This window comes from Streptomyces sp. NRRL F-5755, assembly GCF_001279365.1.
Lineage (GTDB): Bacteria > Actinomycetota > Actinomycetes > Streptomycetales > Streptomycetaceae > Streptomyces > Streptomyces rimosus.
The window spans coordinates 19680-43353 of the sequence record NZ_LGCW01000287.1; the positions used below are offsets into that span (position 1 = coordinate 19680).

20 protein-coding genes, 1 tRNA gene and 1 pseudogene are annotated in these 23674 nt (G+C 72.8%); 13 read left to right on the forward strand and 9 right to left on the reverse strand.

Annotation, left to right across the window (positions count from 1 at the left end):
• Window positions 1–199: 199 nt before the first annotated feature.
• Window positions 200–721 (reverse strand): universal stress protein, encoded by a 522-nt coding sequence (locus tag ADK86_RS29605; protein ID WP_003983275.1) that lies wholly within the window; start codon window positions 719–721, stop codon window positions 200–202.
• 389 nt (window positions 722–1110) lie between these two features.
• On the opposite strand from ADK86_RS29605, the gene ADK86_RS29610 reads away from it, so the two are divergent.
• From ADK86_RS29610 to ADK86_RS29625, 4 genes are all read left to right on the forward strand, one after another.
• Window positions 1111–1416: a hypothetical protein gene (locus ADK86_RS29610; RefSeq protein WP_003983274.1), complete on the forward strand. Its 306-nt coding sequence runs from the start codon at window positions 1111–1113 to the stop codon at window positions 1414–1416.
• 348 nt (window positions 1417–1764) lie between these two features.
• A complete protein-coding gene (locus tag ADK86_RS29615) occupies window positions 1765–3249 on the forward strand; it encodes a GlxA family transcriptional regulator (RefSeq protein WP_053699380.1) in 1485 nt (494 codons plus the stop codon).
• Between the two features lie 5 nt (window positions 3250–3254).
• Window positions 3255–3863, forward strand: a complete 609-nt coding sequence (gene orn / locus ADK86_RS29620) for an oligoribonuclease (RefSeq protein ID WP_030596228.1) — start codon at window positions 3255–3257, stop codon at window positions 3861–3863.
• 108 nt (window positions 3864–3971) lie between these two features.
• Window positions 3972–4047: transfer RNA gene (locus ADK86_RS29625), tRNA-His, on the forward strand.
• Window positions 4048–4185: 138 nt separating this feature from the next.
• Here ADK86_RS29625 and ADK86_RS29630 read toward each other — a convergent pair.
• A complete protein-coding gene (locus ADK86_RS29630) occupies window positions 4186–4836 on the reverse strand; it encodes an NAD(P)-dependent oxidoreductase (RefSeq protein WP_053699381.1) in 651 nt (216 codons plus the stop codon).
• Between the two features lie 123 nt (window positions 4837–4959).
• Here ADK86_RS29630 and ADK86_RS29635 point away from each other — a divergent pair, with 123 nt between their 5' ends.
• The 3 genes from ADK86_RS29635 to ADK86_RS29645 all read left to right on the forward strand — a co-directional run bounded on the left by ADK86_RS29635 (window position 4960) and on the right by ADK86_RS29645 (window position 8836).
• Window positions 4960–5925 (forward strand): AraC family transcriptional regulator, encoded by a 966-nt coding sequence (locus ADK86_RS29635; RefSeq protein ID WP_053699382.1) that lies wholly within the window; start codon window positions 4960–4962, stop codon window positions 5923–5925.
• 258 nt (window positions 5926–6183) lie between these two features.
• On the forward strand, window positions 6184–7338 hold the full coding sequence (locus ADK86_RS29640; RefSeq protein WP_053699383.1) for a glycoside hydrolase family 5 protein: 1155 nt from the start codon (window positions 6184–6186) through the stop codon (window positions 7336–7338).
• Between the two features lie 85 nt (window positions 7339–7423).
• Window positions 7424–8836 (forward strand): glycoside hydrolase family 6 protein, encoded by a 1413-nt coding sequence (locus ADK86_RS29645; RefSeq protein WP_078952348.1) that lies wholly within the window; start codon window positions 7424–7426, stop codon window positions 8834–8836.
• A 64-nt stretch (window positions 8837–8900) separates the two neighbouring features.
• On the opposite strand, the gene ADK86_RS29650 is transcribed toward ADK86_RS29645, so the two are convergent.
• Window positions 8901–10007 (reverse strand): LacI family DNA-binding transcriptional regulator, encoded by a 1107-nt coding sequence (locus tag ADK86_RS29650; RefSeq protein WP_053699384.1) that lies wholly within the window; start codon window positions 10005–10007, stop codon window positions 8901–8903.
• Window positions 10008–10197: 190 nt separating this feature from the next.
• Between ADK86_RS29650 and ADK86_RS29655 the strand changes: the two genes are divergently transcribed.
• The 4 genes from ADK86_RS29655 (at window position 10198) to ADK86_RS29670 (ending at window position 15082) form a co-directional block, all read left to right on the forward strand.
• Entirely contained in the window at window positions 10198–11529 is a 1332-nt protein-coding gene (locus ADK86_RS29655; protein WP_053699385.1) for an extracellular solute-binding protein, read from the forward strand.
• Window positions 11530–11532: 3 nt separating this feature from the next.
• Window positions 11533–12588: a carbohydrate ABC transporter permease gene (locus ADK86_RS29660; protein WP_053699386.1), complete on the forward strand. Its 1056-nt coding sequence runs from the start codon at window positions 11533–11535 to the stop codon at window positions 12586–12588.
• A 9-nt stretch (window positions 12589–12597) separates the two neighbouring features.
• Window positions 12598–13440, forward strand: a complete 843-nt coding sequence (locus ADK86_RS29665) for a carbohydrate ABC transporter permease (RefSeq protein ID WP_030596211.1) — start codon at window positions 12598–12600, stop codon at window positions 13438–13440.
• A 187-nt stretch (window positions 13441–13627) separates the two neighbouring features.
• A complete protein-coding gene (locus tag ADK86_RS29670; protein ID WP_053699394.1) occupies window positions 13628–15082 on the forward strand; it encodes a GH1 family beta-glucosidase in 1455 nt (484 codons plus the stop codon).
• Between the two features lie 112 nt (window positions 15083–15194).
• Here the strand turns inward: ADK86_RS29670 and ADK86_RS29675 are convergent.
• From ADK86_RS29675 to ADK86_RS29685, 3 genes and pseudogenes are all read right to left on the reverse strand, one after another.
• A pseudogene (locus ADK86_RS29675) lies at window positions 15195–16091 on the reverse strand (chitinase); the annotation flags it as partial.
• A 345-nt stretch (window positions 16092–16436) separates the two neighbouring features.
• A complete protein-coding gene (locus ADK86_RS29680; protein ID WP_053699388.1) occupies window positions 16437–17879 on the reverse strand; it encodes a sensor histidine kinase in 1443 nt (480 codons plus the stop codon).
• 94 nt (window positions 17880–17973) lie between these two features.
• Window positions 17974–18666: a response regulator transcription factor gene (locus ADK86_RS29685; RefSeq protein ID WP_053699389.1), complete on the reverse strand. Its 693-nt coding sequence runs from the start codon at window positions 18664–18666 to the stop codon at window positions 17974–17976.
• Window positions 18667–18864: 198 nt separating this feature from the next.
• Here ADK86_RS29685 and ADK86_RS29690 point away from each other — a divergent pair, with 198 nt between their 5' ends.
• Entirely contained in the window at window positions 18865–19446 is a 582-nt protein-coding gene (locus tag ADK86_RS29690; protein ID WP_053699390.1) for a hypothetical protein, read from the forward strand.
• 40 nt (window positions 19447–19486) lie between these two features.
• On the opposite strand, the gene ADK86_RS29695 is transcribed toward ADK86_RS29690, so the two are convergent.
• Complete coding sequence (locus tag ADK86_RS29695) at window positions 19487–20353, reverse strand: spermidine synthase (RefSeq protein ID WP_030646342.1); 867 nt, start codon at window positions 20351–20353, stop codon at window positions 19487–19489.
• Between the two features lie 56 nt (window positions 20354–20409).
• The gene (locus ADK86_RS41535; RefSeq protein WP_078952349.1) at window positions 20410–20970 is read right to left on the reverse strand and encodes a hypothetical protein; all 561 of its coding nucleotides are present in this window, start codon (window positions 20968–20970) and stop codon (window positions 20410–20412) included.
• 233 nt (window positions 20971–21203) lie between these two features.
• Here ADK86_RS41535 and ADK86_RS29705 point away from each other — a divergent pair, with 233 nt between their 5' ends.
• On the forward strand, window positions 21204–22751 hold the full coding sequence (locus ADK86_RS29705) for a tetratricopeptide repeat protein (RefSeq protein ID WP_234346085.1): 1548 nt from the start codon (window positions 21204–21206) through the stop codon (window positions 22749–22751).
• Window positions 22752–22979: 228 nt separating this feature from the next.
• Here the strand turns inward: ADK86_RS29705 and ADK86_RS29710 are convergent, their stop codons facing one another.
• Complete coding sequence (locus ADK86_RS29710; RefSeq protein ID WP_030596199.1) at window positions 22980–23573, reverse strand: histidine phosphatase family protein; 594 nt, start codon at window positions 23571–23573, stop codon at window positions 22980–22982.
• Window positions 23574–23674: the final 101 nt, after the last annotated feature.

Consider the following 23674-nt stretch of genomic DNA (forward strand, 5'->3'; position numbering starts at 1 on the left):
AATCCACCTCTACGGGCCAGTAGATATGCCGACTGCCCCAGATGGCGCGGCTGGTGACGCTCCCTCACCTCGCGCCCCATGAGGGTGTGCGCGTACGGGGGCGGGTGCGACGCGCAAGCCGTACGGACACGGAGCGCACCGGCCCGGCGGGACGGCCCGCGCAGGCCGTGCGGGGGGGGGTACGCGCCGGGCGCCCGGATCAGGGGATGACGACCACGGGCCGCTGCGCCCGCCGGGCCAGCCGGCCCGCCACCGAGCCGAAGATGCGGCCCACGAGGCCGTGCGACGAGCCGACCACGATCGCGTCGGCTTCGTACTCCTGCCCGACCTCTTCCAGCTCGTGGCAGATGTCGCCACCGCGCTCCACGAGGATCCAGGGGATCTCCGCCAGATGGTCGGCGCAGGCCAGCTCCAGGCCCAGCACTTCCGTGCGGTGGTCCGGCACGTCCACGAAGACCGGGGGCTCACAGCCCGCCCAGACCGTCGTGGGCAGCCGGTTGGCCACATGGACGATGATCAGGCCCGACGCCGAGCGCCGCGCCATACCGATTGCATACGCCAACGCCCGCTCGCTCGACATCGAGCCGTCGAAGCCGACCACGACACCGTGCCGGAAGGCGGGATCGCAGGAATGGCGTGTCTCTTCCGCCGCTCGGAGGTCCGCCATCGGATCGGCGACCTGCTTGCGGTCCGCGGGTTCGGGGATTTCGTGACCGGCCATGGCTGTCTCGGCGAAGGAGGTCCTTGCGGAGGGGCGGACGGGGAGCGGCGATTGACTTGATCCGGCAGTTGACTGAGCTGGCTTGATCGAGAGGTCGGCCCCATAGTTCAAAGGGGAACAACACGACCGGGAATCATCTTCCCAATGCCTTACCCCAAGAGTACGGCGCCGGTTCCCCGCTGCACAGGGCCCGACGCGGACGGCGGACCCCGGTGACGGGGGTGGCCCCCCGCGACCACACGGGGCGGGGTGCCCCTCGAACGTTCCCCGGAGCATGCCGGAGCGTGGGCCGGATGGCAATGCCCCGGCCTGCCCCCGTACGTACCCCTCGCGGTGACTCACGGGCCCCGCGGCCGTTGTAGTACCTGCCTGCCTGGAGGGAGTACACCGTGCCCGGTCCGTCGAACACTTCAGCCGATCCGGTGAGCGATCTCGTCCGCTGGGCGGCGTTCAGCTGCGCCCTGGTGCCGCTCGTCCTCGTCCTGTGCGGCGCGTCCGCCGCCGGCGCCGCCGGTGCCGCCGTGGGGCTGGCGACGGTGACCTGCGCGTGCCGGGCGCTGCTGCGCCAGTCCGAGCGCACCGCGGCCCGGCCGTCCTCCGACGAGATCGCCCCGCACCGCGGCCGGCACAGCCGTACCGGCACCGGAGCCCACCGGGGCGGGAGGCGCTCCGACGGGCGTACGCCGGAGGAATGACGCGCTCGCAAGCCTGCCCAGGGTCGTTTTCGGCCAACTTCGGGTTGAAGTGCATCCCTTGGCGAAAGTGACCCGCAACCTGGGCCTGAGCTGGGAGGAAAGGACCGCCGGGCATGGTTGTGCCCTACGGCTCACGGGCAGAGGCGGGAGGCGTACTTCCCAGCAGGCCCGACGAGTGGAACGCTTCGTGATCGAATGCTTCGCGCCAAGTTGCCATGTCGACATACGAGCGGGTGGTGAACTTGGCACTCCATCCTCACGGGACGCAGTAGATTCGATCTTGGCAATCACGGCGGGGGAACAGTGCAGGACCGAGAGGGCGAGACGACCGAGGGGGGCTTAAGTGCCATGAGCCAGGACTCCGCTGCCGTACCAGATGCCGCACGCAAGCTCGCCGCCCGACGACGCCGCGAAATAGTCGCGGTGCTCCTCTTCAGTGGCGGCCCGATTTTCGAGAGCTCCATTCCGCTCTCGGTCTTCGGCATCGACCGCCAGGACGCGGGTGTTCCGCGGTACCGACTACTTGTGTGCGCGGGCGAAGACGCGCCTTTGCGCACCACCGGGGGGCTCGAACTGTCGGCCCCCTACGGGCTGGAGGCGATCGCCCGCGCGGGCACGGTCGTCGTACCGGCCTGGCGGTCCATCACACAGGCACCACCACCGGCCGCGCTGGACGCGCTGCGCCGGGCGCACGAAGAAGGGGCCCGCATCGTCGGGCTCTGCACGGGGGCCTTCGTGCTCGCCGCCGCAGGGCTCCTCGACGGCAGGCCCGCGACCACCCACTGGATGTACGCGCCGACGCTCGCCAAGCGTTATCCGTCCGTCCATGTCGATCCCCGCGAGCTCTTCGTCGACGACGGCGACGTGCTGACCAGCGCGGGGACCGCCGCCGGCATCGACCTGTGCCTGCACATCGTCCGTACCGACCACGGGGCGGACGCGGCCAACGCGCTCGCCCGGCGGCTGGTGGTCCCGCCCCGGCGCACCGCGTCGGACCTGGGGCACCAGAGGTACCTGGACAGGTCATTACCGGAGGAGATCGGCGCGGACCCGCTCGCCGAGGTCGTGGCCTGGGCGCTGGAGCACCTCCACGAGCAGTTCGACGTGGAGACGCTGGCGGCCCGCGCGTACATGAGCCGCCGTACCTTCGACCGCCGGTTCCGGTCCCTGACCGGGAGCGCGCCGCTGCAGTGGCTGATCACCCAGCGCGTCCTGCAGGCGCAACGGCTGCTGGAGACCTCGGACTACTCCGTGGACGAGGTCGCCGGACGCTGCGGCTTCCGGTCGCCGGTCGCCTTGCGCGGCCACTTCCGGAGGCAGTTGGGTGCCTCGCCCGCGGCCTACCGCGCGGCCTACCGCGCGCGCCGGCCGCAGAACGGGGTGCCCGAGCAGGCCGGGCGGGCGGACCGGCCGGAGCGCGGTGAGCGGCCGGGTGCCGGTGCGGACCGGTTCGCCGCCGCGGCGGCGGGCCATCTGCAGGGGAGCCACGGCCAGCTGCACCACAGCCAGGCGTCGCACGTGCAAGGGGGTCTCGGTCCCGGCGGTCACACGCAGGGCCACCCCCAGGGCGGGCACGGTCCGGGCGGTCACCCGCAAGGCGGTCACACGCCGGGCGGGCACGGCGGTCCGGGCGGGCACGGGTCGGGCGGCCAGCCGGGGCACAGTACGGCGGGCCACACCCAGCCGGTGCACAGCCAGGCCACCGCGCTCGCGCCCACGGAGCAGGGCAAACCGGAATCCGACGCCTACTCGCCGAGGCTTCCGGAACAGCCCGCCGGACGGCCCGGTGGCCGACCGGTGCTGCCCAGCCAGCGGGAGCGCCCCGTAGGGTGAGACGTATGAACGATCGCATGGTGTGGATCGACTGCGAGATGACCGGGCTCTCGCTGGCGAACGACGCGCTCATCGAGGTGGCCGCCCTGGTCACCGACTCGGAGCTGAATGTCCTGGGCGACGGGGTGGACATCGTGATCCGCCCCCCGGCCGAGGCCCTGACCACCATGCCCGAGGTCGTGCGCCAGATGCACACCTCCTCCGGGCTGCTGGCCGAGCTGGACAGCGGCACCACCCTGGAGGACGCACAGGAACAGGTGCTCCAGTACCTCAAGCAGCACGTACCGGAACCCGGCCGGGCACCCCTGTGCGGCAACTCCGTCGGCACCGACCGGGGCTTCCTGCTCCGCGACATGCCGGAGCTGGAGAGCCACCTGCACTACCGGATCGTGGATGTGTCGTCCGTGAAGGAGCTGGCCCGGCGCTGGTATCCGAGGGCGTACTTCAACAGTCCGGAGAAGAACGGGAACCACCGGGCGCTGGCGGACATCCGTGAATCCATCGCGGAACTCCGCTACTACCGGGAGGCGGTCTTCGTGCCGCAGCCCGGCCCGGACTCGGAGACCGCGAAGGCGATCGCGGCCAGGCACGTCCTGCCCGCGGACCCGGAGTGACGCAGCTCGCTCCCGGCCTCACCGGAAGCCGGGAGCGAGCACCCCTCCGGACCCTGTACACTTTTTCTCAGCCGGTGGGGAACAAGACACCACACAGCACCGGTCATGGTGGGTATAGCTCAGCTGGTAGAGCACCTGGTTGTGGTCCAGGATGTCGCGGGTTCAAGTCCCGTTACTCACCCCAACGAGTAGGGCCCCCGGACGTGAAAGCGTCCGGGGGCCCTAGTCGTTGGTGCGGTGGTCCTCAGTGGCCCTACCGGCCGGGCGGCGGGCACACGGTGCCGGTGCGCGCCGCCCCGCAGGGCCCTGCGGCCCCGGCGGCTCAGTAGCCGACCGTGAAGCGCTCCCCGATGTGCTGCGGCTTCTCGACCTCGTCCAGGAGGGCGACGGCGTAGTCCTCCGCGGAGATCCGGCTGGTGCCGTCCGCGTCCGTGACCAGGTCGTCCAGGGCGGTGCGGTACGTGCCCGTGCGCTCGCCGGGCTCGATCAGCCCGGCCGGGCTCAGGTTGGTCCAGCGCACGTCCGTGACGGTGCGGTAGAAGTCCAGCGCGTCGCCGTGCGCGTGCATGATCTGGAGCAGGAACTCCGGCAGGCCCTCCGCGTCCCAGACCTGCTTGCCGTCGGGCGTGCGCAGCGAGCCGGCGCCGCCCACCGCGATCAGCCGGGGCGCGGCCTCGCCGAGGGTGCGCAGCCCGGCCACCAGGGACTCGGCGGCGGGCTTGATCGTGGCGATGTGGCCGGGGCCGTCGCCCCCGCCCACCGCGCTGACCAGCACGTCCTGACCCTGGGCCGCGGCCGCGACGGAGCCGGGGTCGAGGATGTCGCCGGTGGTCACGGCCAGGTTCGGGTCGGCCTTGGTGATCTTCGCGGGGTCCCGGACGACGGCGGTGACCTGGTGGCCGCGGCGCAGCGCCTCGTCGAGGACGCGGCTGCCGATGGTGCCGTTGGCTCCGAAAATGGCGATCTTGGACATAGCGGTACTCCCTGTGCCCCTGCGGGGCCTGCTGTGGCTTTTCTTTTTCCGTCATCAGCCGCGCTGACGTCTTCTACGCTAGGGGCAGCAACAGGACATACCGGGGTAGGCACGGGACCGCCGATGGTGAAAAAACGACACACTGCACAGGACTCCGGGGAAAGCATCCCGGCGGTCGCGTTCACGGCGCCGGCCGGGCGGCCCGCCGGCGTGGAGGTGCTGACGCTCGCCGAGCTGCGCGGGCGCGCCGACGCCTGCGCCCTCGCCGTACCGCACCGTCCGGACTTCCACCACCTCCTCGTGGTGGACGAGGGGCGGCTCCGGCACACGGTGGACTTCCGAAAGTATGAGCTGTCGGTGAATGACTGGATGTGGGTGCGTCCAGGGCAGGTGCATCACTTCGGCAACCTGTCCGGGGTAGAGGGCCGGCTGGTGCTGTTCGAATCCGGTTTCCTCGATCCGGCGACGGCGGCCGCGGCCCGCCTGGAGGACTGGTTCGGCCCGGCGGTCCACCACCCGGAGGGCGAGCAGGCGCGCGCGGTGGACTGTGCGCTGCGTCACCTCCACGAGGAATTCGGGGCACTGCGGGGGCTGCCTCTGGAGATGCACATCGAGGTGCTGCGGCACCTGCTGGCCGTGCTGGTCCTGCGGGCCTCCCGGCTGTCCGCGCCCGCCGGGGGCCACGAGGCGTGGGGCGGCGCCGGGGCCGTACGGGGTGGAGGCGGCGGACGGGCGGCGGACGGGGACGGCGTCTGCGAGGCGAGCGAGACGTTCCTGCGCTTCCGTGACGCGGTGGAGCGCGGCTTCACCCGCAGCCGCCGCGTCGAGGACTACGCGCGGCAGCTCGGCTACTCGCCCCGCACCCTCTCGCGCGCGACGGCCGCCGCCACTGGGGTGGGCGCGAAGGAGTTCATCGACCGCCGCGTGGTGCTGGAGGCCAAGCGGCTGCTGGCGCACGGCGACCAGACCGCCGCGCGCATCGCCGTACGCCTCGGCTTCGCCGACGCCGCGAACTTCGCCAAGTTCTTCCAGCACCGCACGGGCAGTACGCCGATCTCCTTCCGTACGGAGGCACGCGGCCCGGCGTGACCGGGGGGGAACGGATACGCCGGGCCAAAGGGGGCGTGTCAGGGGGACCAGTGGGAGCGCTCCCAAGGATTGGGGCGGACGGGCCCGCCGTCAAGAGGCGGCATCCAGGCGGCCGACGCGGCAGTTGAGGGAGGAGATTTCGCAACTACGTTGTGAATCATGGGCAGTTGACACTAGCCTCCGAAAAACCAGTGGGAGCGATTCCATTCGTCGCGGGCCGCGTGGGCGGTCTCCGCGTACGCATCCGAGGAGTCGCTCATGCGCAGACCGTACGAGCCGGGCTTCGCACGCCGGCGCTTACGCCTTTACGCCCTGGCGGTGGCCGCGGTGCTCGCCCTTCCGGGCGCGTCGCCGCCCGCCGCCGCCCCGGCCGCCGCTCCCGTGGCGGCGGCGCCACAGCTGCACGTCGCGGGCAACCGCCTCGTCGACCGTGACGGCGCGGCGCACCGCCTGCTCGGGGTGAACCGTTCCGGCGCCGAGTTCGCGTGCGTACAGGGCCACGGCATCTTCGACGGCCCGGCGGACGATGCCTCCGTCGCGGCCATCGCGTCCTGGCGGGCCAACGCCGTCCGCGTCCCGCTGAACGAGGAGTGCTGGCTGGGCACGCCCAACATCGACCCGCGGTACGGGGGCGCCGCCTACACCTCCGCGATCCGCGACTACGTCCGGCGGCTGACCGCCCACGGCCTGACGCCGGTCCTCGAACTGCACTGGAGCAACGGCCGCTACACCGGCCCCTCGGCCGGCTGCGCCGACGAGCACGCGAGCTGCCAGAAGCCCATGCCCGACCGGCGCTACTCCCCCGCCTTCTGGTCCTCGGTCGCCGCCACCTTCAAGAACACGCCCGAGGTGATCTTCGACTTGTTCAACGAGCCGTACCCGGACCGGGCGACGCCGGACACCGAGCGGGCCTGGGCCTGCTGGCGGGACGGCGGCACCTGCCCCGGCATCGGCTACGAGGTCGCCGGCATGCAGACCCTGGTGGACGCCGTACGGGCCACCGGCGCCCGCAACCCCGTCCTGGCGGGCGGCCTGGCGTACGCCAACGATCTCAGCCGGTGGACCGCGTACGCCCCGAAGGACCCGGCGGGCAACCTCGCCGCCGCCTGGCACGCGTACAACTTCAACGCCTGCGCCGACGAGGGCTGCTGGTCGCGCACGCTGGGGCCGGTCGCCGACCGCGTACCGCTGGTCGCGGGCGAGATCGGCGAGAACACCTGCGCCCACGCCTTCTCCGACCGCGTCATGCGGTGGCTGGACGGCCGCGGCGCGTCGTACCTGGGCTGGACCTGGAACACGTGGGACTGCGCCGCGGGGCCCGCGCTGATCCGGGACTACGGGGGGACGCCGACGGCGTACGGGGTGGGGCTGCGGGATCACTTGCGGGCGCTCAGCCGACACGCGGCTTCCTGAACCGGCACGGCACATCACCTCCCCACCGAGGCACGTCGCCTCGCCACCGAGGCACGCCTCCCCACCGAGAAAGGACGACCTGCACATGAGACGCACCGCTGAACAGCTTTCCGCACGACAGCACGGGCGCGACCGCTCCCGGACCGCACGCCACCGCGGCCGTGCCGCCGCGCTCGCGGCCTGTGCGGCGCTGGTCGCCGCCGCGGCCGCCGGCACCTCGCCCGGCACCGCCCAAGCGGCGCCCACCGCCCGCGTCGACAACCCGTACGCGGGTGCCGGGGTCTATGTGAACCCGGAGTGGTCGGCGAAGGCGGCGGCCGAGCCGGGCGGCGGCAAGGTCGCCGGGCAGCCGACCGGCGTCTGGCTCGAACGGATCGCGTCGATCAACGGGACCGGGGGCACGATGGGGCTGCGCGACCACCTGGAGGCCGCCCTGCGGCAGGCGGCGGGCAAGCCGTTCGTCGTCCAGCTGGTGATCTACAACCTGCCGGGCCGGGACTGCTCGGCGCTCGCCTCCAACGGCGAACTGGGCCCGACGGAGATCGACGCGTACAAGACCCGCTACATCGACCCGATCGCGGCCGTCCTCGCCGACCCGAAGTACGCGTCGCTGCGGATCGTGACGACCGTCGAGATCGACTCGCTGCCCAACCTCGTCACCAACACCGGCGGCCGGCCCACCGCCACCCCGCAGTGCGACACCATGCTCGCCAACGGCAACTACATCAAGGGCGTCGGGTACGCGCTCAACAAACTGGGCGCGGTCCCCAACGTCTACAACTACGTGGACGCCGGGCACCACGGCTGGATCGGCTGGGACGACAACTTCGGCGCCTCCGCGCGGCTGCTGCACCAGGCGGCGACGGCCGAGGGCAGCACGGTCGACAAGGTGCACGGGTTCATCACCAACACCGCCAACTACAGCGCGCTCAAGGAGGAGAACTTCGCGATCGGGGACTCCGTGGCGGGCCGGCCGGTGCGGGAGTCGAAGTGGGTGGACTGGAACCGCTACACCGACGAGCTGTCGTTCGCCCAGGCGTTCCGGGAGGAGGCGGTGCGGGCCGGGTTCCGCCCGGACGTGGGCATGCTGATCGACACCTCGCGCAACGGCTGGGGCGGCAGCGCCCGGCCCGCCGGTCCCGGGCCGCGCACGAACGTGGACACGTACGTGGAAGGGGGCCGGTACGACCGCCGTCTGCACGTCGGCAACTGGTGCAACCAGGCGGGCGCCGGGCTGGGCGAGCGTCCGAAGGCGGCACCCGCGGCGGGGATCGACGCGTATGTGTGGATGAAGCCGCCGGGCGAGTCGGACGGGTCGAGCACGGCGATCCCGAACAACGAGGGCAAGGGCTTCGACCGGATGTGCGACCCGACGTATGAGGGCAATCCGCGCAACAACTACCACCGCTCGGGGGCGCTGCCCGATGCGCCGCTGTCCGGGCACTGGTTCCCGGCCCAGTTCCGTGAGCTGCTGAAGAACGCGCATCCGGCGCTGTAGGGGCCGGGCGGCGTAGGGCGGGTACGTACGGAACCGTACGCGGGCGCCCCGCCCTGCGCCGCAGTCACGACGACGCCCGCCGCACCAGCTCCGTCGGGAGTACGAGGTGGGCGCCGGACGGGGGCTCCGGGGCGCGCGGGCCCGGTAGGCCGCTGCTCCCGCTCCTGTGGCCTGTGCCTTCGATGGCCTCGGTGCCCGCGCCCCCGGTGATCTGCTCCATCAGCAGCCGTGCCATCGCCCGCCCCATCTCCTCGATCGGCTGGCGCACGCTGGTCAGCGCGGGGTCCATGTGGCGGGCGATGGCCGAGTCGTCGAAGCCGACCAGGGCCACGTCGTCCGGAATGCGGCGGCCCGCCGCGCGCAACTCCTGCCGGGCGCCCGCGGCCATCACGTCCGAGGCGCAGAAGACGGCGTCCAGCGTGGGGCGGCGGGCGAGGAGTTCGCGCATGGCGCGGCGGCCGCCCTCCTCGGTGAAGTCGCCGTGCGCGACGAGTCCGGGGTCCGCGGGGTGGCCGGCGGCGCGTACGGCCTGCCGGTAGCCGTCGAGGCGGCAGTGGGCCACGTACATGTCGGGCGGTCCGGCGATGGTGGCGACCTGGCGCCTGCCGCGGCCGATGAGGTGCTCCAGCGCGCTCTGGGCGCCGCCGGTGTTGTCGGAGTCCACGAACGGGACCGTTTCCCCGGCTGTGCGACGGCCGTTGAGGACGGTCGGGATCGCCATCCGTTCCAGCAGGTCGGGCAGCGGATCGTCGCCGTGCACCGAGACCAGGAGCACGCCGTCCACGCGGTGCGCGGCGAGGTAGCCGGCGAAGCGGCGCCGCTCCTTGGACGTACGGATGAGGGTCAGCAGCAACTGCATGTCGTGGTCGGCGAGTCCGGCGCTGACGCCGCGGATGATGCCGGAGAAGTACGGTTCGGCGAAGAGCCGGGTCTCGGCCTCCGGAATGACCAGGGCGACCGTGTCGGCGCGGTGGCCCGCCAGGGCGCGGGCGGCGCGGTCGGGTACGTAGCCGAGGTCGGCGACGGCCTGCTGCACCAGGGTGCGGGTGCGTTCGCTGACCCGCGGCGATCCGTTGATCACGCGGGAGACCGTGCCGCGGCCGACGCCCGCGCGCGCGGCGACCTCTTCGAGCGTGGGCCGGCCGCCCCCGCGCCGTCCGCCTGGTGTCATGACCGCCTCCCCCTGCCGCCCTGACCGTACATTCAACAACGGGGCGTGCCACCGGTGTTGGTGCGCTATGCCTTGACACGCCCGCCGCGGAACGGCGACCCTTCACCTCATCACGTCTGGGAGCGCTCCCACAGTACTGGACACGCCACATCCCGCACGCACGGTCGGCAGGGCACCAGGAGGAGACGCCATGCGCACGACGATTCGCGGTACCCGGCACCGAGCGGTGGCCCTGCTGGCCGCCGCGGTACTCGGGGCCGGACTGCTCGGCGGCTGCGCCGAGGACAGCGACCGGCCCGGCGCGGCCGGGTCGCCGGGCGCGGACGCCGGGAAGACCACCCTGACGGTCGGTGTCTTCGGCGTCTTCGGATACAAGCAGGCCGGGCTCTACGACGCGTACATGAAGCTGCACCCGGACATCCGGATCAAAGAGACCTCGATCGAGCGGAACGAGAACTACTACCCGCAGCTGCTCACCCATCTGAGCACGGGCAGCGGGCTGGCCGACATCCAGGCGGTCGAGGTCAACAACATCGCCGAGGTCACCGCGACGCAGGCGGGCAAGCTCGTCGATCTCTCGAAGGCGCCGGGTGTGCGGAAGGCCGACTTCATTCCTTGGAAGTGGGCGCAGGCCACGGACAAGGGCGGCAAGACCGTGGGCCTGGGGACGGACATCGGGCCGATGGCTGTCTGCTACCGCAAGGACCTCTTCGCCAAGGCCGGACTGCCCACCGACCGCAACGCGGTGGCCGCGCTCTGGGCGGGCGACTGGGGGAAGTACCTGGACGTGGGCGAGCGCTACAAGGCCAAGGCCCCGGCGGGCACGGCCTTCGTGGACTCCGCCTCCGGCGTCTACAACGCGGTGATCTCCAGCAGCGCGGAGCGCTATTACGACCGCGACGGCAAGCTGGTCTACAAGGACAGCCCGTCGGTGCGGCAGGCATGGGACGCGGCGATGCGGGCGGCGACGGGCAAACTGACCGCCCGGCTCCAGCAGTTCCAGAAGTCCTGGGACCAGGCGTTCGCCAACGGCCGCTTCGCGACCGTCTCCTGCCCGCCGTGGATGCTCGGCTACATCAAGGAGAAGTCCGGGGACCAGGGCCGCGACGTCTGGGACGTGGCCGCCGCGCCCAAGCCGGGGAACTGGGGCGGCTCCTTCCTGGCCGTACCGGAAGCGGGGCGGCACAAGAGCGAGTCGGTCAAGCTGGCGGCCTGGCTGACCGCGCCCGAGCAGCAGGCGAAGCTCTTCACCAAGCAGGCCAGCTTCCCGAGCGCGCGGGCGGCGTACAGTCTGCCGGCGGTGGCGGGCGCCAAGCACCCGTACTTCGGTGACGCGCCGATCGGCAAGATCTTCGCCGCGGCGGCCGAGGGCATCCCGAACCAGGTGCTCGGCCCGAAGGACCTCACCGTCAACCAGAACATCACCGATGTCGGGGTGCTCCAGGTCGACCAGCAGGGCAAGACGCCCGAGCAGGGCTGGCGGGCCGCGGTCGAGTCGATCGACAACGCGCTGGACCAGTGAGCCGTGGCCGGCCGAACCCCTCGCCCCGCGCCCTCGGCCGCGGCATCGGCCCCCGGCCCGGCGGCCAACGGCTCGCCCGGCCGGGCCGGGGCCGCCTCCGGTCCCGGGCGTACGGGCGGCACGGACAGCCTCGCCGCCGACCGCGCCCGCGCGCGGCGCAGCCGCCGCTACCGCCGGGACCTGCGCTGGAGTCCGTACGCCTTCATCGCCCCCTTCTTCCTCTTCTTCGCCGCCTTCGGGCTCTTCCCCCTGCTCTACACGGGGTGGGCCGCGCTGCACCGCGTGGAGCTGACCGCGCCCACCGACATGGAGTGGGCCGGGCTGCGCAACTTCACCCGGCTGCTCGGCGACGACTTCTTCTGGAACGCGCTGGGCAACACCTTCGTCATCGGGGTGATCTCCACCGTCCCGCAGCTGCTGATGGCGCTGGGCATCGCGCACCTGCTCAACTACCGGCTGCGCGGCTCCACGTTCTTCCGCGTGGCGCTGCTCACCCCCTACGCCACCTCGGTGGCCGCCGCGACGCTCGTGTTCGTGCTGCTCTTCGGGCGGGACTACGGGCTGGTCAACTGGCTGCTGAGCACGGTCGGCGTGGACGGCGTGGACTGGGAGAACGGCTCCGGGAGCGCCAAGCTGGCGGTCTCCACGATCGTCATCTGGCGGTGGACGGGCTACAACGCGCTGATCTACCTCGCCGCCATGCAGGCGATTCCGCACGATCTGTACGAGTCCGCGGCGCTCGACGGGGCCTCGCGGTGGCAGCAGTTCCGGTATGTGACCGTGCCGTCGCTGCGGCCGACGATCCTGTTCACCTGCGTCGTCTCGACGATCGGTGCCATGCAGCTGTTCGGCGAACCGCTGCTGTTCAGTGGCAGCGCCGGAGCCACGGGCGGCGCGGATCACCAGTACCAGACGCTGGGGCTGTATCTGTACGAGCAGGGGTGGGTGAACCTCCATCTCGGCCGGGCCTCGGCCATCGCCTGGACGATGTTCCTGATCCTGCTGGTCGTCGCCGCGGTCAATGCGCTGATCGCCCGCCGGCTGCGGCGGGGCGACTGAGGAGGAGCCATGACAGCCCGACGCGCCGGCCGGCAGTTGCACGGCGGCAAGGTGACCTACGCGGTGCTGATCCTTTTCACCGCGGGCTCGCTCTTCCCGCTGCTGTGGACCGCCGTCGCCGCCTCCCGCAACAACACCCGGCTCGCCCAGACACCGCCGCCGTTCTGGTTCGGCGGGAACCTCCTGAAGAATCTCGGTACGGCCTGGACCGACGCCAACATGGGCACCGCGCTGCTGAACACCACGGTGGTCGCCACGACGGTCGCGGCGGGCACGGTGGTCTTCTCGACGGTGGCCGGGTTCGCGTTCGCCAAGCTGCGCTTCCGGGCGAAGCGGCTGCTGCTGTTGCTCGTCATCGGCACGATGATGGTGCCGCCGCAGCTCGGGGTCGTGCCGCTGTTCATGACCATCGCCGAGCTGGAGTGGACCGACCATCTCCAGGCCGTCATCCTGCCCACGCTGGTCAGCGCCTTCGGCGTCTTCTTCATGCGGCAGTATCTGCTCCGGGCGCTGCCCACCGAGCTGATCGAGGCGGCGCGCACGGACGGCGCGAACAGCTGGCGGGTCGTGTGGCACGTCGTCTTCCCGGCCGCCCGCCCGGCGATGGCCGTCCTCGGGCTGCTCACCTTCGTCCAGGCGTGGAACGACTTCTTCTGGCCGATCATCGCGCTCACCCAGAACGGCAGCCCGACCGTGCAGGTCGCGCTCACCGGCCTGGGCCGCGGCTTCATCCCCGACCAGTCCGTGATCATGGCGGGCGCGCTGCTCGGCACGCTGCCGCTGCTCGTCGCGTTCGTCCTGTTCGGCAAGCAGATCGTCGGGGGGATCATGCAGGGAGCGGTCAAGGGCTGACCGGTGAGCCGCTTCCGCATGCCCTACGGCTCGTACGGGACGCCGTACGGATCTGCGTACGCATCGCCGTACGGGCCGGGCCGCCCCCGTGAACCGCTCGGACCACTTGTGCCAGACGCACCACTCGCGCCACGCGCTCCGCACGGCCCGTGCCGTGCACCGCGCCTTCGTGAACGGGAGTACCGCCATGTCCTGCCCCCTTCGTTTCCCGCCCGGCTTCCTCTGGGGTGCGGCCACCTCCGCCTACCAGGTCGAGGGCGCCGCCCGGGAGGGCGGCCGCACCCCGTCGATCTGGGACACCTTCAGCCACACCCCCGGCAAGGTCGACGGCGGCGACACCGGTGATGTCGCCGTCGACCACTTCCACCGGCGCCACGAGGACGTGGAGCTGATGGCGGCCCTCGGGCTCGGTGCCTACCGCTTCTCCGTCTCCTGGTCACGGGTGCAGCCGACCGGCCGCGGGCCCGCCGTACAGCGCGGGCTCGACTTCTACCGCCGGCTCGTCGACGGCCTGCTCGCCCGCGGCATCCGGCCGGTGCTCACGCTCTACCACTGGGACCTGCCGCAGGAGCTGGAGGCCGACATCCACGGCGGCTCCGCCTCGGGAGGCGGCTGGCCGCACCGGGACACCGCACAGCGCTTCGCCGACTACGCGGCGATCGTGGCGGAGGCGCTCGGCGACCGCGTCGAGTGGTGGACCACTCTCAACGAGCCGTGGTGCAGCGCGTTCCTCGGTTACGGATCAGGGGTGCACGCGCCGGGCCGCAGCGACCCGGTGGCCGCGCTGCGCGCCGCGCATCACCTCAACCTCGCGCACGGGCTCGCCGCCCAGGCGCTGCGCGCCGCGCTGCCCGCCCGCGGCCAGGTGATGATCAGCCTCAACCCGGCCGCCGTACGGGCCCGTTCCGATGCGCCCGAGGACCTGGAGGCTCAGCGGCGGATCGACGCGCTGGCGACGCGTATCTTCACCGGGCCCCTGCTGCGCGGCGCGTATCCCGCCGATCTCCTCGTGGACACCGCGCACCTCACCGACTGGAGCTTCGTCCGCGATGGTGACCTCACCGTCATCAAGCACCCCCTCGACGCGCTGGGCATCAACTACTACACACCCACAGTGGTATCAGCCGGCACTGACAACGCCCCGCCGCCGCGACACGACGGGCACGGTGCCAGTACGCATTCGCCCTGGCCGGGCGCCGACCGGGTGGCGTTCCACCAGCCGCCGGGCGACCGCACGGCGATGGGCTGGTCCGTCGATCCGACCGGCCTGTACGACCTGCTCATGCGGATGCACCGGGAGGCCCCCGGCCTGCCCCTGTACATCACCGAGAACGGCGCGGCGTACGAGGACCGGCCGGACGCCGAGGGCGCGGTGCACGACCCGGAGCGCATCGCCTACCTGCATGCCCATCTCGCCGCCGCGCACCGTGCCCTGACCGAGGGCGCCGACCTGCGCGGGTACTTCCTGTGGTCGTTGATGGACAACTTCGAGTGGGCGTACGGCTACAGCAAGCGCTTCGGCGCCGTACACGTGGACTTCACGACGCAGGCCCGTACGCCCAAGGCGAGTGCCCATTGGTACGCGAACGTGGCGCGCACCAATGAACTGCCCGCCCTGAGCCCTGGAGTGGCCGCTCCGTAAGGCGGCGGGTCCGGCCGTCCCACAGGAGCGGCGGGACACAGCGGTGGGGGGTGGCCGCTGTGTCCCGCCCGGGGGAGGCGGATCGGTTGTGCGCCGGTCAGCCGTGTGCCGGTCAGCCCCGGTACGCGCCGAACGCCTTGGTGAAGTCGAGCGGGCCCTGCGCGATGGAGCTGCACGTCGGCTGCGCGGAGTTCTGCGGGCCGCCCGGGCACGCCTTGTCCCGCGTCGAGGACCACATGGACAGCCAGGCGAGGTGCTTGGACTGAGCGAACGTGACCAGTTCCTTGGCGTCCTCGACCTTGAAGATCTCTTTCTGCACGTCGTTGACACCGATCATCGGGGTCACGGCGACGGCCTTCCAGGCGGCCGCGTCCCCGAGACCGAGCGTCTTCTTGAGCTGGCGCTGGGTGGCGGTGGCGGCCTGGATGGCGTACTTGCCCATGTCGCCGTCGTAGGAGGCGCCGTAGTCCATCGCCATGATGTTGACCGCGGAGATCTTCACGCCGTTCTTCTTGGCGTCGGCGACGAGGTTCACGCCGTCCTGCGTCAGGCCCTCGGGCATGACCGGCAGCGTGAAGGAGACGTCCAGGCCCGGGTGCTTCTTCTGGAGCTGCGCGATGGCCTGCGCCCGTCGGGTGTTGGCGGCGGCGTCCGGCAGCGCGCCGCCCTCGATGTCGAAGTCGACCTTCTTCAGCGCGAACTGGTCGATGACCTTGCCGTACGCGGCGGCCAGCTCGTTCGCCGACTTGCAGGCCAGTCCCAGCTCGGAGCCGTTGGCGCCGCCGAAGGAGACCCGCACGTCGCCGCCGGCCTTGCGCAGCGCGGGGATCTGCTTCGCCACGGCGTCGTCGCCCAGCCCGCCGAAACCGCCCCACTTCGGGGTACAGCCGCCGCCGGATGTGACGAAGGCCAGGTTGAAGGTCTTCACCCCGGTCTTCTTCACGGTGTCGGCCATGTCGTAGGGCGGGTACAGGGACGTGTCGATGTACGGCGAGAAGGCGGCGCCCGCCTTGGCAGCGGCGCCGGCTTCCGGGGCCTTGGTGGCCAGCGCCGAACCGGCGACCGCGAAGCCGCCGCCCGCCGCCAGCGCGGCCGCCGCGACCGTACCGATCAGCTTGGCCTTGCGGCTCTTGCGGCGGCGGTGTGCCGAGGAACTCATGTCGTGCCTGCCTGTTCGTGGGGGGGGACGGAGGTGCTGTGGTGCTGTGGTGCGTCCCGCACGCTAGCGATCAGGAAACGGACAAATGCCGGTTACGGCGCGGCAGATGAAAGGCTTATGACGCTCTTAAGGGACCGAAAGGGAACGGTTAAGCGCGAAGGCCGATCGGTCGCGGAACAGTTCGGCCCCGGCACCTCACTCCGTGCCGGAACCGCCCGCACGCCCCGCCGCCCGGCGGCCCCGCGAACGGCCCAGGCGCCGCCCCAGCCGACGGCGCAGCCGGTGCCCCGTGTGCCGCCGGCGTCCCGCGCGCGCCCTCCGGGCGCCGTCCAGCGCCAGCCACACCCGTACCTCCGTGCCTCCCAGTACGGACCGGCCGAGGCGTACGTCCCCGCCGGTCGACTCCGCCAGCCGCCGCACGATGTCCAGGCCCAGCCCGGTGGACCCGTCCCCGCCGTCCCCGTGGCCGCGCCGCAGGGCCGCGTCCGGGTCGGCGATGCCCGGCCCGGCGTCCGAGACCAGCACGATCACCGCGTCCTCGGCGTTGTGCACGTCCACCGCGAAGGCGGTGCCCTCGGGGGTGTGGCGGAAGACGTTGCCGAGCATCGCGTCCAGCGCGGCGGCCAGATCGGGGCGCGCGACGGGGACGCGTACCGGACGGTCCGCGCCCGCCACCCGCACCGTGCGCCCCTCGTCCTCCGCGAGCGCCGACCAGAAGTCCATGCGCTCCCGGATCACCTCGGCCGCGTCGCAGCCCGCCGCGGCGGCGGCCTGCTGGGCGTGGGCCCGCTGCTGGCGCGCGGTCCGGATGATCTGGTCGACCTCGCGCTCCAGCTGGGCGACCGCCTCGCGGGTCTGCTCGGCCGCCGGGCCCTCGCCGAGCGAGGCGGCGTTCAGGCGCAGCACGGTCAGCGGCGTCCGCAGGCGGTGCGAGAGGTCGGCGGCCAGCTCGCGTTCGTTGGCCAGGAGCTGGACGACCTGGTCCGCCATCGCGTTGAACGCGGCGGCGGCCGAGCGCAGTTCCCTGGGGCCGTCCTCCCGTACGCGGACGCCCAGTTTGCCCTTGCCGAGGTCGTGGGCGGCACCGGCGAGGCGTTCGGCGGGCCGCACCATACGGGTGCCCAGGCGGTCGGCGACGGCGACCGAGCCGACGATCAGCGCCAGGCCGACGCCCGCGAGCAGCGCCCAGGAGGTGCCGACGCCGTTGGTGAGCGCGGCGTCCGGCACGTACACCTCGACCACCGCGATGCCGGAGGCCACGGCGGTGGGCTGGAGCAGCACGGAGCCGCCGGGCGCGGGCGCGATGGAGGCGCGGCCGAGGCCGACGGCGGCCTCGACGTCCGCGGGCCGGGCCCGCCGGGAGCCGATCTCGGCAGGCCGGCCGCCCTTCTCGGCCGGCGGTACGTGTACGCCGATGTACCCGCCGGGCCCGCTCTCCGCGCTGGCGACGGCGCGTTCCAGCTGTGTGTGGTCGGTGGTGATGGCCAGGACGGGGCCGATGGTGGCCGCCTGCCGTTCGGCGTTGGAGAAGGCGCGGTCCTTGGCCATCTCCTTGACGACGAGTCCGAGCGGTACGGCGAATGCCACCACGACCATCACGGTGACCGCCAGACACACCTTGACCAGGGCCCATCTCACGCGACGGGCTCCGGGAAACACTCCGGGAAGTCCCCGGTCCGCGCGGGCGGCTCCGGCGCGTGCGCCGTCCGGCCGCGCTCGCTCCGGGCGCGCGTCACAGCGGGGGCTCCAGTTTCACGCCCACTCCGCGCAGGGTGTGCAGATACCGGGGCTGTGCGGCCGTTTCGCCCAGTTTGCGGCGCAGCCAGGAGAGGTGGACGTCGATGGTCTGGTCGTCGCCGTACGACTGCTGCCAGACCTCGGCGAGCAGTTCCCTGCGGGGCACGACGACGCCCGGGCGGCCCGCGAGGAAGGCGAGCAGGTCGAACTCGCGGCGCGTCAGGTCGAGTGCCGTCCCGTCGAGTTCGGCCTGCCGGCGCAGCGGGTCGATGCTGAGGCCGCCCACCTGGAGTACCCGGGACGGCGGTTCGCCGCCCACGGCGGCACCCCGGGAGCGGCGCAGCACGGCGGCCATCCGGGCGGAGAGGTGTTCCACCGAGAACGGCTTGGTCAGGTAGTCGTCGGCGCCGTCGTTCAGGAGCCGGACGATCTCGGCCTCGTCGTCCCGCGCCGTCGCGATGATCACGGGTACGTCGGTGATTCCGCGCAGCATCTTCAGGGCCTCGGCCCCGTCCAGGTCGGGCAGGCCGAGATCCAGGATGACGACGTCGAAGCCGACGTGGGCCACCTCGCGCAGCGCCTCAAGGGCCGTACCGACGCTGCGTACCGTGTGGGACGCCTCGGTCAGATGGCGGATGAGGGCCGAGCGCACGAACTGGTCGTCCTCGACCACGAGCACACTTGCCATGGGCGGCACCGTACGCCATGAGCGGGCATTTCCTTACGCGAGGTTGACGCGGAAGGCGGCCGCTCCGGCCCTCTTTCGACGGGTCTCGACCGCTGTCCCCGAACCGTCCCGGATCGTCCCGCCCGCACCGGCTATGTCCCGCTCGCACGGGGGCCGTTGACTCCGACGAGCCCCGGCGCGTGGTGCAATATGAGCCGGATGCACAGAGGACTGGTTCACACGGCGGCCTGGACGATGGCGACGGGCGCCGCCGTCACGCTGTCGTGGTTCGGCGTGCACACCGTGCTGGCCGGTACGGCGTACGACCCGCCGCGCGCGCTCCCGCTCTCCGACCACGCGCCGTCCGCACACCCCGAAACCGACGGCGGAGTCTCACCCCGCGCCTCCTCCACGCACCGTCCCAAGCCCTCCGGTTCGCCCTCCGCCCGCCCCGGATCGTCCGGGAAACCGACCGCCCCCTCCAAGGAGTCCGGCGGCAGCGGTTCCGGAAGCGGCGGAAAAGGTACGGGAAGCGGTCCGCACCCGCCCGGCGGCAACATCCCGGCCACCACGAGCGGCACGGTCAAGAGCTTCGACACCGCCGGCGGCCGGGTGGTCCTCGACATGGGCACCAGCTCGGCCGAGCTGGTGTCGGCCACCCCGGACTCGGGCTGGCAGATGCAGGTGTGGCAGCAGAACGAGTGGATCCGGGTCGACTTCACGGGCGGTACGGGGCGTACCTCGGTCTTCTGCACCTGGAACGGCCACCCGCCGCTGGTCCAGACGGACACCCACGCCTGAACCGCGCCGCAGGTTGGCCGCCCTCGTACAGCAGGCTTACTTACTTGAAGACGGCGGGCGGCGGGGACGGCGAGTCCACCGCGGTCGCGTCCGTCACCGGCTGCGCTCCCCCGGTGAAGTCCAGCAGCGCGCGCCCGTGTTCGACGCGGCCCTGCTGCGGGTCGGTCGCGGCGCGCCGGGTCAGCTCGGCGACGGGGAGTTCCCCGGTGGCGGCGAGCAGAACGGCGTTGCCGAAACGCTTGCCTCTCAGGACGGCCGGGTCGGCGGTCAGGCACAGCTCGGGGAAGACCGTACGGACGGTGGCGATCTGCGCCCGTACGAAAGCCAGCGGCGGGCCGTCCGCGAGGTTGGCCGCGTACCAGCCGCCTGGCCGCAGCGCCCGCGCGACCTCTGCCGCGAACTCGGCGCTGGTCAGATGCGCCGGGGTGCGGGCGCCGCGGAACACGTCAGCGATCACGAGGTCCGCCCAGCCGTCCGGGATCTTCGCGAGCCCCGCGCGGGCGTCCGCGCCGCGCACCCTGATCCGCCACGCGCTGTCCAGCGGCAGCTCGCGGCGGACGAGTTGGACCAGCGGCGCGTCGATCTCGACGGCCTGCTGGGTCGAGCGGGGGCGGGTGGCCGCGACGTAGCGCGCCATGGTCAGCGCGCCGCCGCCCAGGTGCACGACCTGGAGGGGGCGGCCGGGCGGCGCGGCGAGGTCGACGATGTGGCCGAGCCGGCGCTGGTACGCGAAGTCCAGGTACGTCGGGTCGTCCAGGTCCACGTGCGACTGCGGGGCGCCGTCGAGGAGCAGCGTCCAGCCGCGCGGCCGGTCGCGGTCGGGGCGCAGCTCGGCAACGCCGCCGTCCACGGTTTCCACCACGGGCTCGGGACCCGTACGGGACCGGCCGCGCCTGCTCTTCGCCATGCTTCCAGTATGCCGCGTATCCGCAGGTCAGAACGGGCCCGCTGGAGAAGGCGGGCTCAGCAGCAGCGGTCGACGGCCTCGATGGTGCGGGCCGCCTCGCCGAGGGCCTCGCGCAGGACGACGGGGTCGGTGGCCGTGCCGCACGCGCCTTCCGGGGACACCAGCCAGTCGGTGCCCGCGACGGGCGGCTCGACGGGGGCGCCGTCGGCGGTCCGCGCGCCGTCCGCGGGCACCTCGCGCCCGTACGTCTGCGTACACGCGCTGCCCGGCAGGTCCCAGCCGTCGGCCGTGCCCGGCGGCACCAGGAAACCGAGGGTGTCGCACGCGCCGTCGTGCAGGACCGGGCCGACGCCGGCGCGCAGCCGCAGGATGTCGACCGCCTCCAGGCCCTGGCGCGCGGGCACGGTCACCAGATCGCAGGTCCGCGGCGCCTCGGGGAGCAGACCGAGCTCCGCGGAGGGCCAGCGCCGGTCCGCGGCGGGTGAACCGTGCCCCGGCGCACGGCCGTTCGGGTGCGCCGCGCGGCCGGAGCGCGCGCTGCCGCCGTGCGCCGCACCGGCGGCTCCCGGCTCGCCGCCGACGGCAGTCCTGACCTTGGCCACGCCGGTCTCCCGCACGCCAACCCCTCCTCCGCACACGCCGCTCCCTTTACGTCCTGTTCAACGTCCGGACACGTCAACGGCTACGGCGGCAGGACACCGCAATGAATGGCACTTCATGGCGGATCGTGCGTGAGATATCTGGTTTGTAGCCAAACTCTGCGTGTCGGCGAGGTCACAGCTAGTACGGTTCGTTCCGCCGCACCGCCAGGCCGCGGCACCCGCCACGGAGATGGCACGGAGGGTCTGCCATGGCGCCGCAGCCAGCGGGACCAGCGTCGTCCCCGCACGTCCCCGCACAGCCGAACCACGCCTTCCGGCAGTTGCGCGGACGGCTCTCACCGGGCGAGTTCGCGGCGTCGGTGCGCCGCGCCGCCCGCGAGATCGGGGAACAGGTCGCGTGCGACGCCCGCTACGTGGGCCGCGTCGAGGCCGGGGAGATCCGCTGCCCGAACTACGCCTACGAGCGGGTGTTCCGCCACATGTTCCCCGGGCTCACGCTCGCGGACCTGGGGTTCGCGCCGCGGGAGACGGTGCGCGGGCGGCGGGCCCGTACGGCCGCGGACGGCGGCGTACCGGCGACCGGCGGCCCTTCGGGTGCCGGGCCCGGACCCGTCGCCTCTGATATGTGCACCGATACCGGCAAGGAGAGCGACGTGCAGCGTCGCACGTTCATCACCGGCGGCCCGGCCGCCGCCCTGGGGCTCACCGCGCTGCCCCCGTTCGCCCCGGAGGCCGCCGCCGTCCCCCGCCGCGTATCGTCCGCCCGCCCGGCGGACGGACCCGGGCGGGCCGGTGAGGCCGAGGCCGCGTCGGTCGAGGAGGCGGTGCGCCGCATCCGGCTGCTGGACGACCGGCACGGCGGCGAGGGCCTGTACCGGCGCGCGGCGCAGCCGCTGCGCACCGCGTACGAACTGCTGGACGCCGAGGTGTTCCGCCGGTCCGTGAGCGACCGTCTGCACGCGGGCGCGGGCGAGCTGGCCATCTCCGTCGGCTGGCTGGCGCACGACTCGGGCCGGTTCGGCGACGCCCGGTCGCACTACGCCGAAGCGCTGGCCACCGCCCGGGTCGCCGGTGACGCGGCCCTGGAGGCGCACGCCTTCTGCAACACCTCCTTCCTGGCGCGCGACGCGCACCGCCCCCGGGAGGCCGTCCGCGCGGCGCAGGCCGGGCAACTGGCCGCCCGGGGCCTCGGATCGCCGCGCCTGCGGTCGCTCCTGGCGCTGCGCGAGGCGGGCGGCTGGGCGGGCCTGGGCGACCGCCGCAGCTGTGAGCAGGCACTGCTGCGGGCTCAGCGGCTCTTCGCCGAGGGGCCGTCCGACGACGATCCCGAGTGGATGTCGTTCTACGGGGAGGCGGAGCTGGCGGGCCTGGAGGCGCAGTGCTGGTCGGCGCTGGGCGAGCAGGAGCGCGCGGCGCCGCTCGCGCGCCGGGCCGTGGCTCTCCAGGACGCGCACTTCACGCGCAACATCGCCTTGTTCACCGCGGAGCTGGCGGGGGACCTGGCGCTCAGCCGGGCGCCCGAGGAGGCCGCGGCGGCCGGGACGCGGGTCCTGGTGCTCCTGGAGGACGTCCGATCGGCCCGTATCCGGACGATGCTGGACGCAACGGCGCGGGCGCTGCGGCCGTACCGCGGCGGTACGGGAAGCGCGGCCGACCAGGTGGCGGCCTTCCTGGACCAGCACGCGGCCGCCCGGCCGCAGGCTTCCCGGAAGCCGGGCCGGCAGGGGGCGCGGCGGGCGGACGGCGCGCTGCCGGAGCAGCGGGGGGATGGTGCGGCCGGGGCGTACACGGCTTGAGGGCGGGGCGTACGGCGTAGCAACCGCGCCGCGGCGTCGGCCGCGCTCCGGCGCAAGCGCCACCTCTGCCGTCGGCCTTGCCCTGGCTGTCGGCCCCGCCCCGGCGGATCGGCCCGAGTGGCCAGGCCCCGGCCGACCAGACCGGCCCGGACGGCCAAGCTGACCCAAGTGGCCAGGCCCCGGACAACCAGACCGGCCCGAACAACCAGGCCGGCCCAGGTGCCCAGGTCAGCCCAGGTGACCGGTGTCGTTCCAGCGCTCGATCGCCGGTTCCCCGTATGCCCAGCCCAGCACCGACAGGGACGTCGGCTCCAGGCGGATGCGGGCGGCGAAGGAGACGTCCAGGCCGAGCCAGCGGGCGCCCAGGGAGCGCAGGATGTGGCCGTGCGCGAAGACCAGCACGTCGCGGTCGGCCGAGCGCGCCCACGCCACGACCTCGTCGGCCCGCGCCGCGACCTCGGCCAGCGTCTCGCCCTCGGGGACGCCGTCGCGCCAGATGAACCAGTCCGGGCGGCCCGCCTTGATCTCGGCGGGCGTCAGGCCCTCGTACGCGCCGTAGTCGACCTCCATCAGCGCGTCCCAGTCCTGCGCCCGGTCGCCGAAGCCGGCCAGCTCGCAGGTCTCCTTGGCGCGCACCAGGGGGCTGGTGCGGACCTCGACGTCCGGCAGGCCGTTCCACGGGGCGCGGTGCAGCCGCTCGCCCAGGAGCTTGGCGCCGCGGCGGCCCTCCTCCAGGAGCGGAATGTCCGTACGGCCGGTGTGCTTGCCGGACAGGGACCACTCCGTCTGCCCGTGCCGGGCCAGCAGAATGCGCGGTGCCATGGGGAATACCTCTGGCCGATCGCTCGGCTCTTCCATGCTCGGAGCCCCATCGGAGCTCGGTTTTGCTCGACTGTCGCCCGACTCTCGTCGCGCTTGTGACC

Excerpts from the sequence above, each read along its gene's own strand:
- ADK86_RS29605 (WP_003983275.1), bottom strand. The coding sequence starts at position 721 with ATGGCCGGTCACGAAATCCCCGAACCCGCGGACCGCAAGCAGGTCGCC.
- ADK86_RS29615 (WP_053699380.1), top strand. The coding sequence starts at position 1,765 with ATGAGCCAGGACTCCGCTGCCGTACCAGATGCCGCACGCAAGCTCGCC.
- orn (WP_030596228.1), top strand. The coding sequence starts at position 3,255 with ATGAACGATCGCATGGTGTGGATCGACTGCGAGATGACCGGGCTCTCG.
- ADK86_RS29630 (WP_053699381.1), bottom strand. The coding sequence starts at position 4,836 with ATGTCCAAGATCGCCATTTTCGGAGCCAACGGCACCATCGGCAGCCGC.
- ADK86_RS29635 (WP_053699382.1), top strand. The coding sequence starts at position 4,960 with ATGGTGAAAAAACGACACACTGCACAGGACTCCGGGGAAAGCATCCCG.
- ADK86_RS29640 (WP_053699383.1), top strand. The coding sequence starts at position 6,184 with ATGCGCAGACCGTACGAGCCGGGCTTCGCACGCCGGCGCTTACGCCTT.
- ADK86_RS29645 (WP_078952348.1), top strand. The coding sequence starts at position 7,424 with ATGAGACGCACCGCTGAACAGCTTTCCGCACGACAGCACGGGCGCGAC.
- ADK86_RS29650 (WP_053699384.1), bottom strand. The coding sequence starts at position 10,007 with ATGACACCAGGCGGACGGCGCGGGGGCGGCCGGCCCACGCTCGAAGAG.
- ADK86_RS29655 (WP_053699385.1), top strand. The coding sequence starts at position 10,198 with ATGCGCACGACGATTCGCGGTACCCGGCACCGAGCGGTGGCCCTGCTG.
- ADK86_RS29665 (WP_030596211.1), top strand. The coding sequence starts at position 12,598 with ATGACAGCCCGACGCGCCGGCCGGCAGTTGCACGGCGGCAAGGTGACC.
- ADK86_RS29670 (WP_053699394.1), top strand. The coding sequence starts at position 13,628 with ATGTCCTGCCCCCTTCGTTTCCCGCCCGGCTTCCTCTGGGGTGCGGCC.
- ADK86_RS29685 (WP_053699389.1), bottom strand. The coding sequence starts at position 18,666 with ATGGCAAGTGTGCTCGTGGTCGAGGACGACCAGTTCGTGCGCTCGGCC.
- ADK86_RS29690 (WP_053699390.1), top strand. The coding sequence starts at position 18,865 with ATGCACAGAGGACTGGTTCACACGGCGGCCTGGACGATGGCGACGGGC.
- ADK86_RS29695 (WP_030646342.1), bottom strand. The coding sequence starts at position 20,353 with ATGGCGAAGAGCAGGCGCGGCCGGTCCCGTACGGGTCCCGAGCCCGTG.
- ADK86_RS29705 (WP_234346085.1), top strand. The coding sequence starts at position 21,204 with ATGGCGCCGCAGCCAGCGGGACCAGCGTCGTCCCCGCACGTCCCCGCA.
- ADK86_RS29710 (WP_030596199.1), bottom strand. The coding sequence starts at position 23,573 with ATGGCACCGCGCATTCTGCTGGCCCGGCACGGGCAGACGGAGTGGTCC.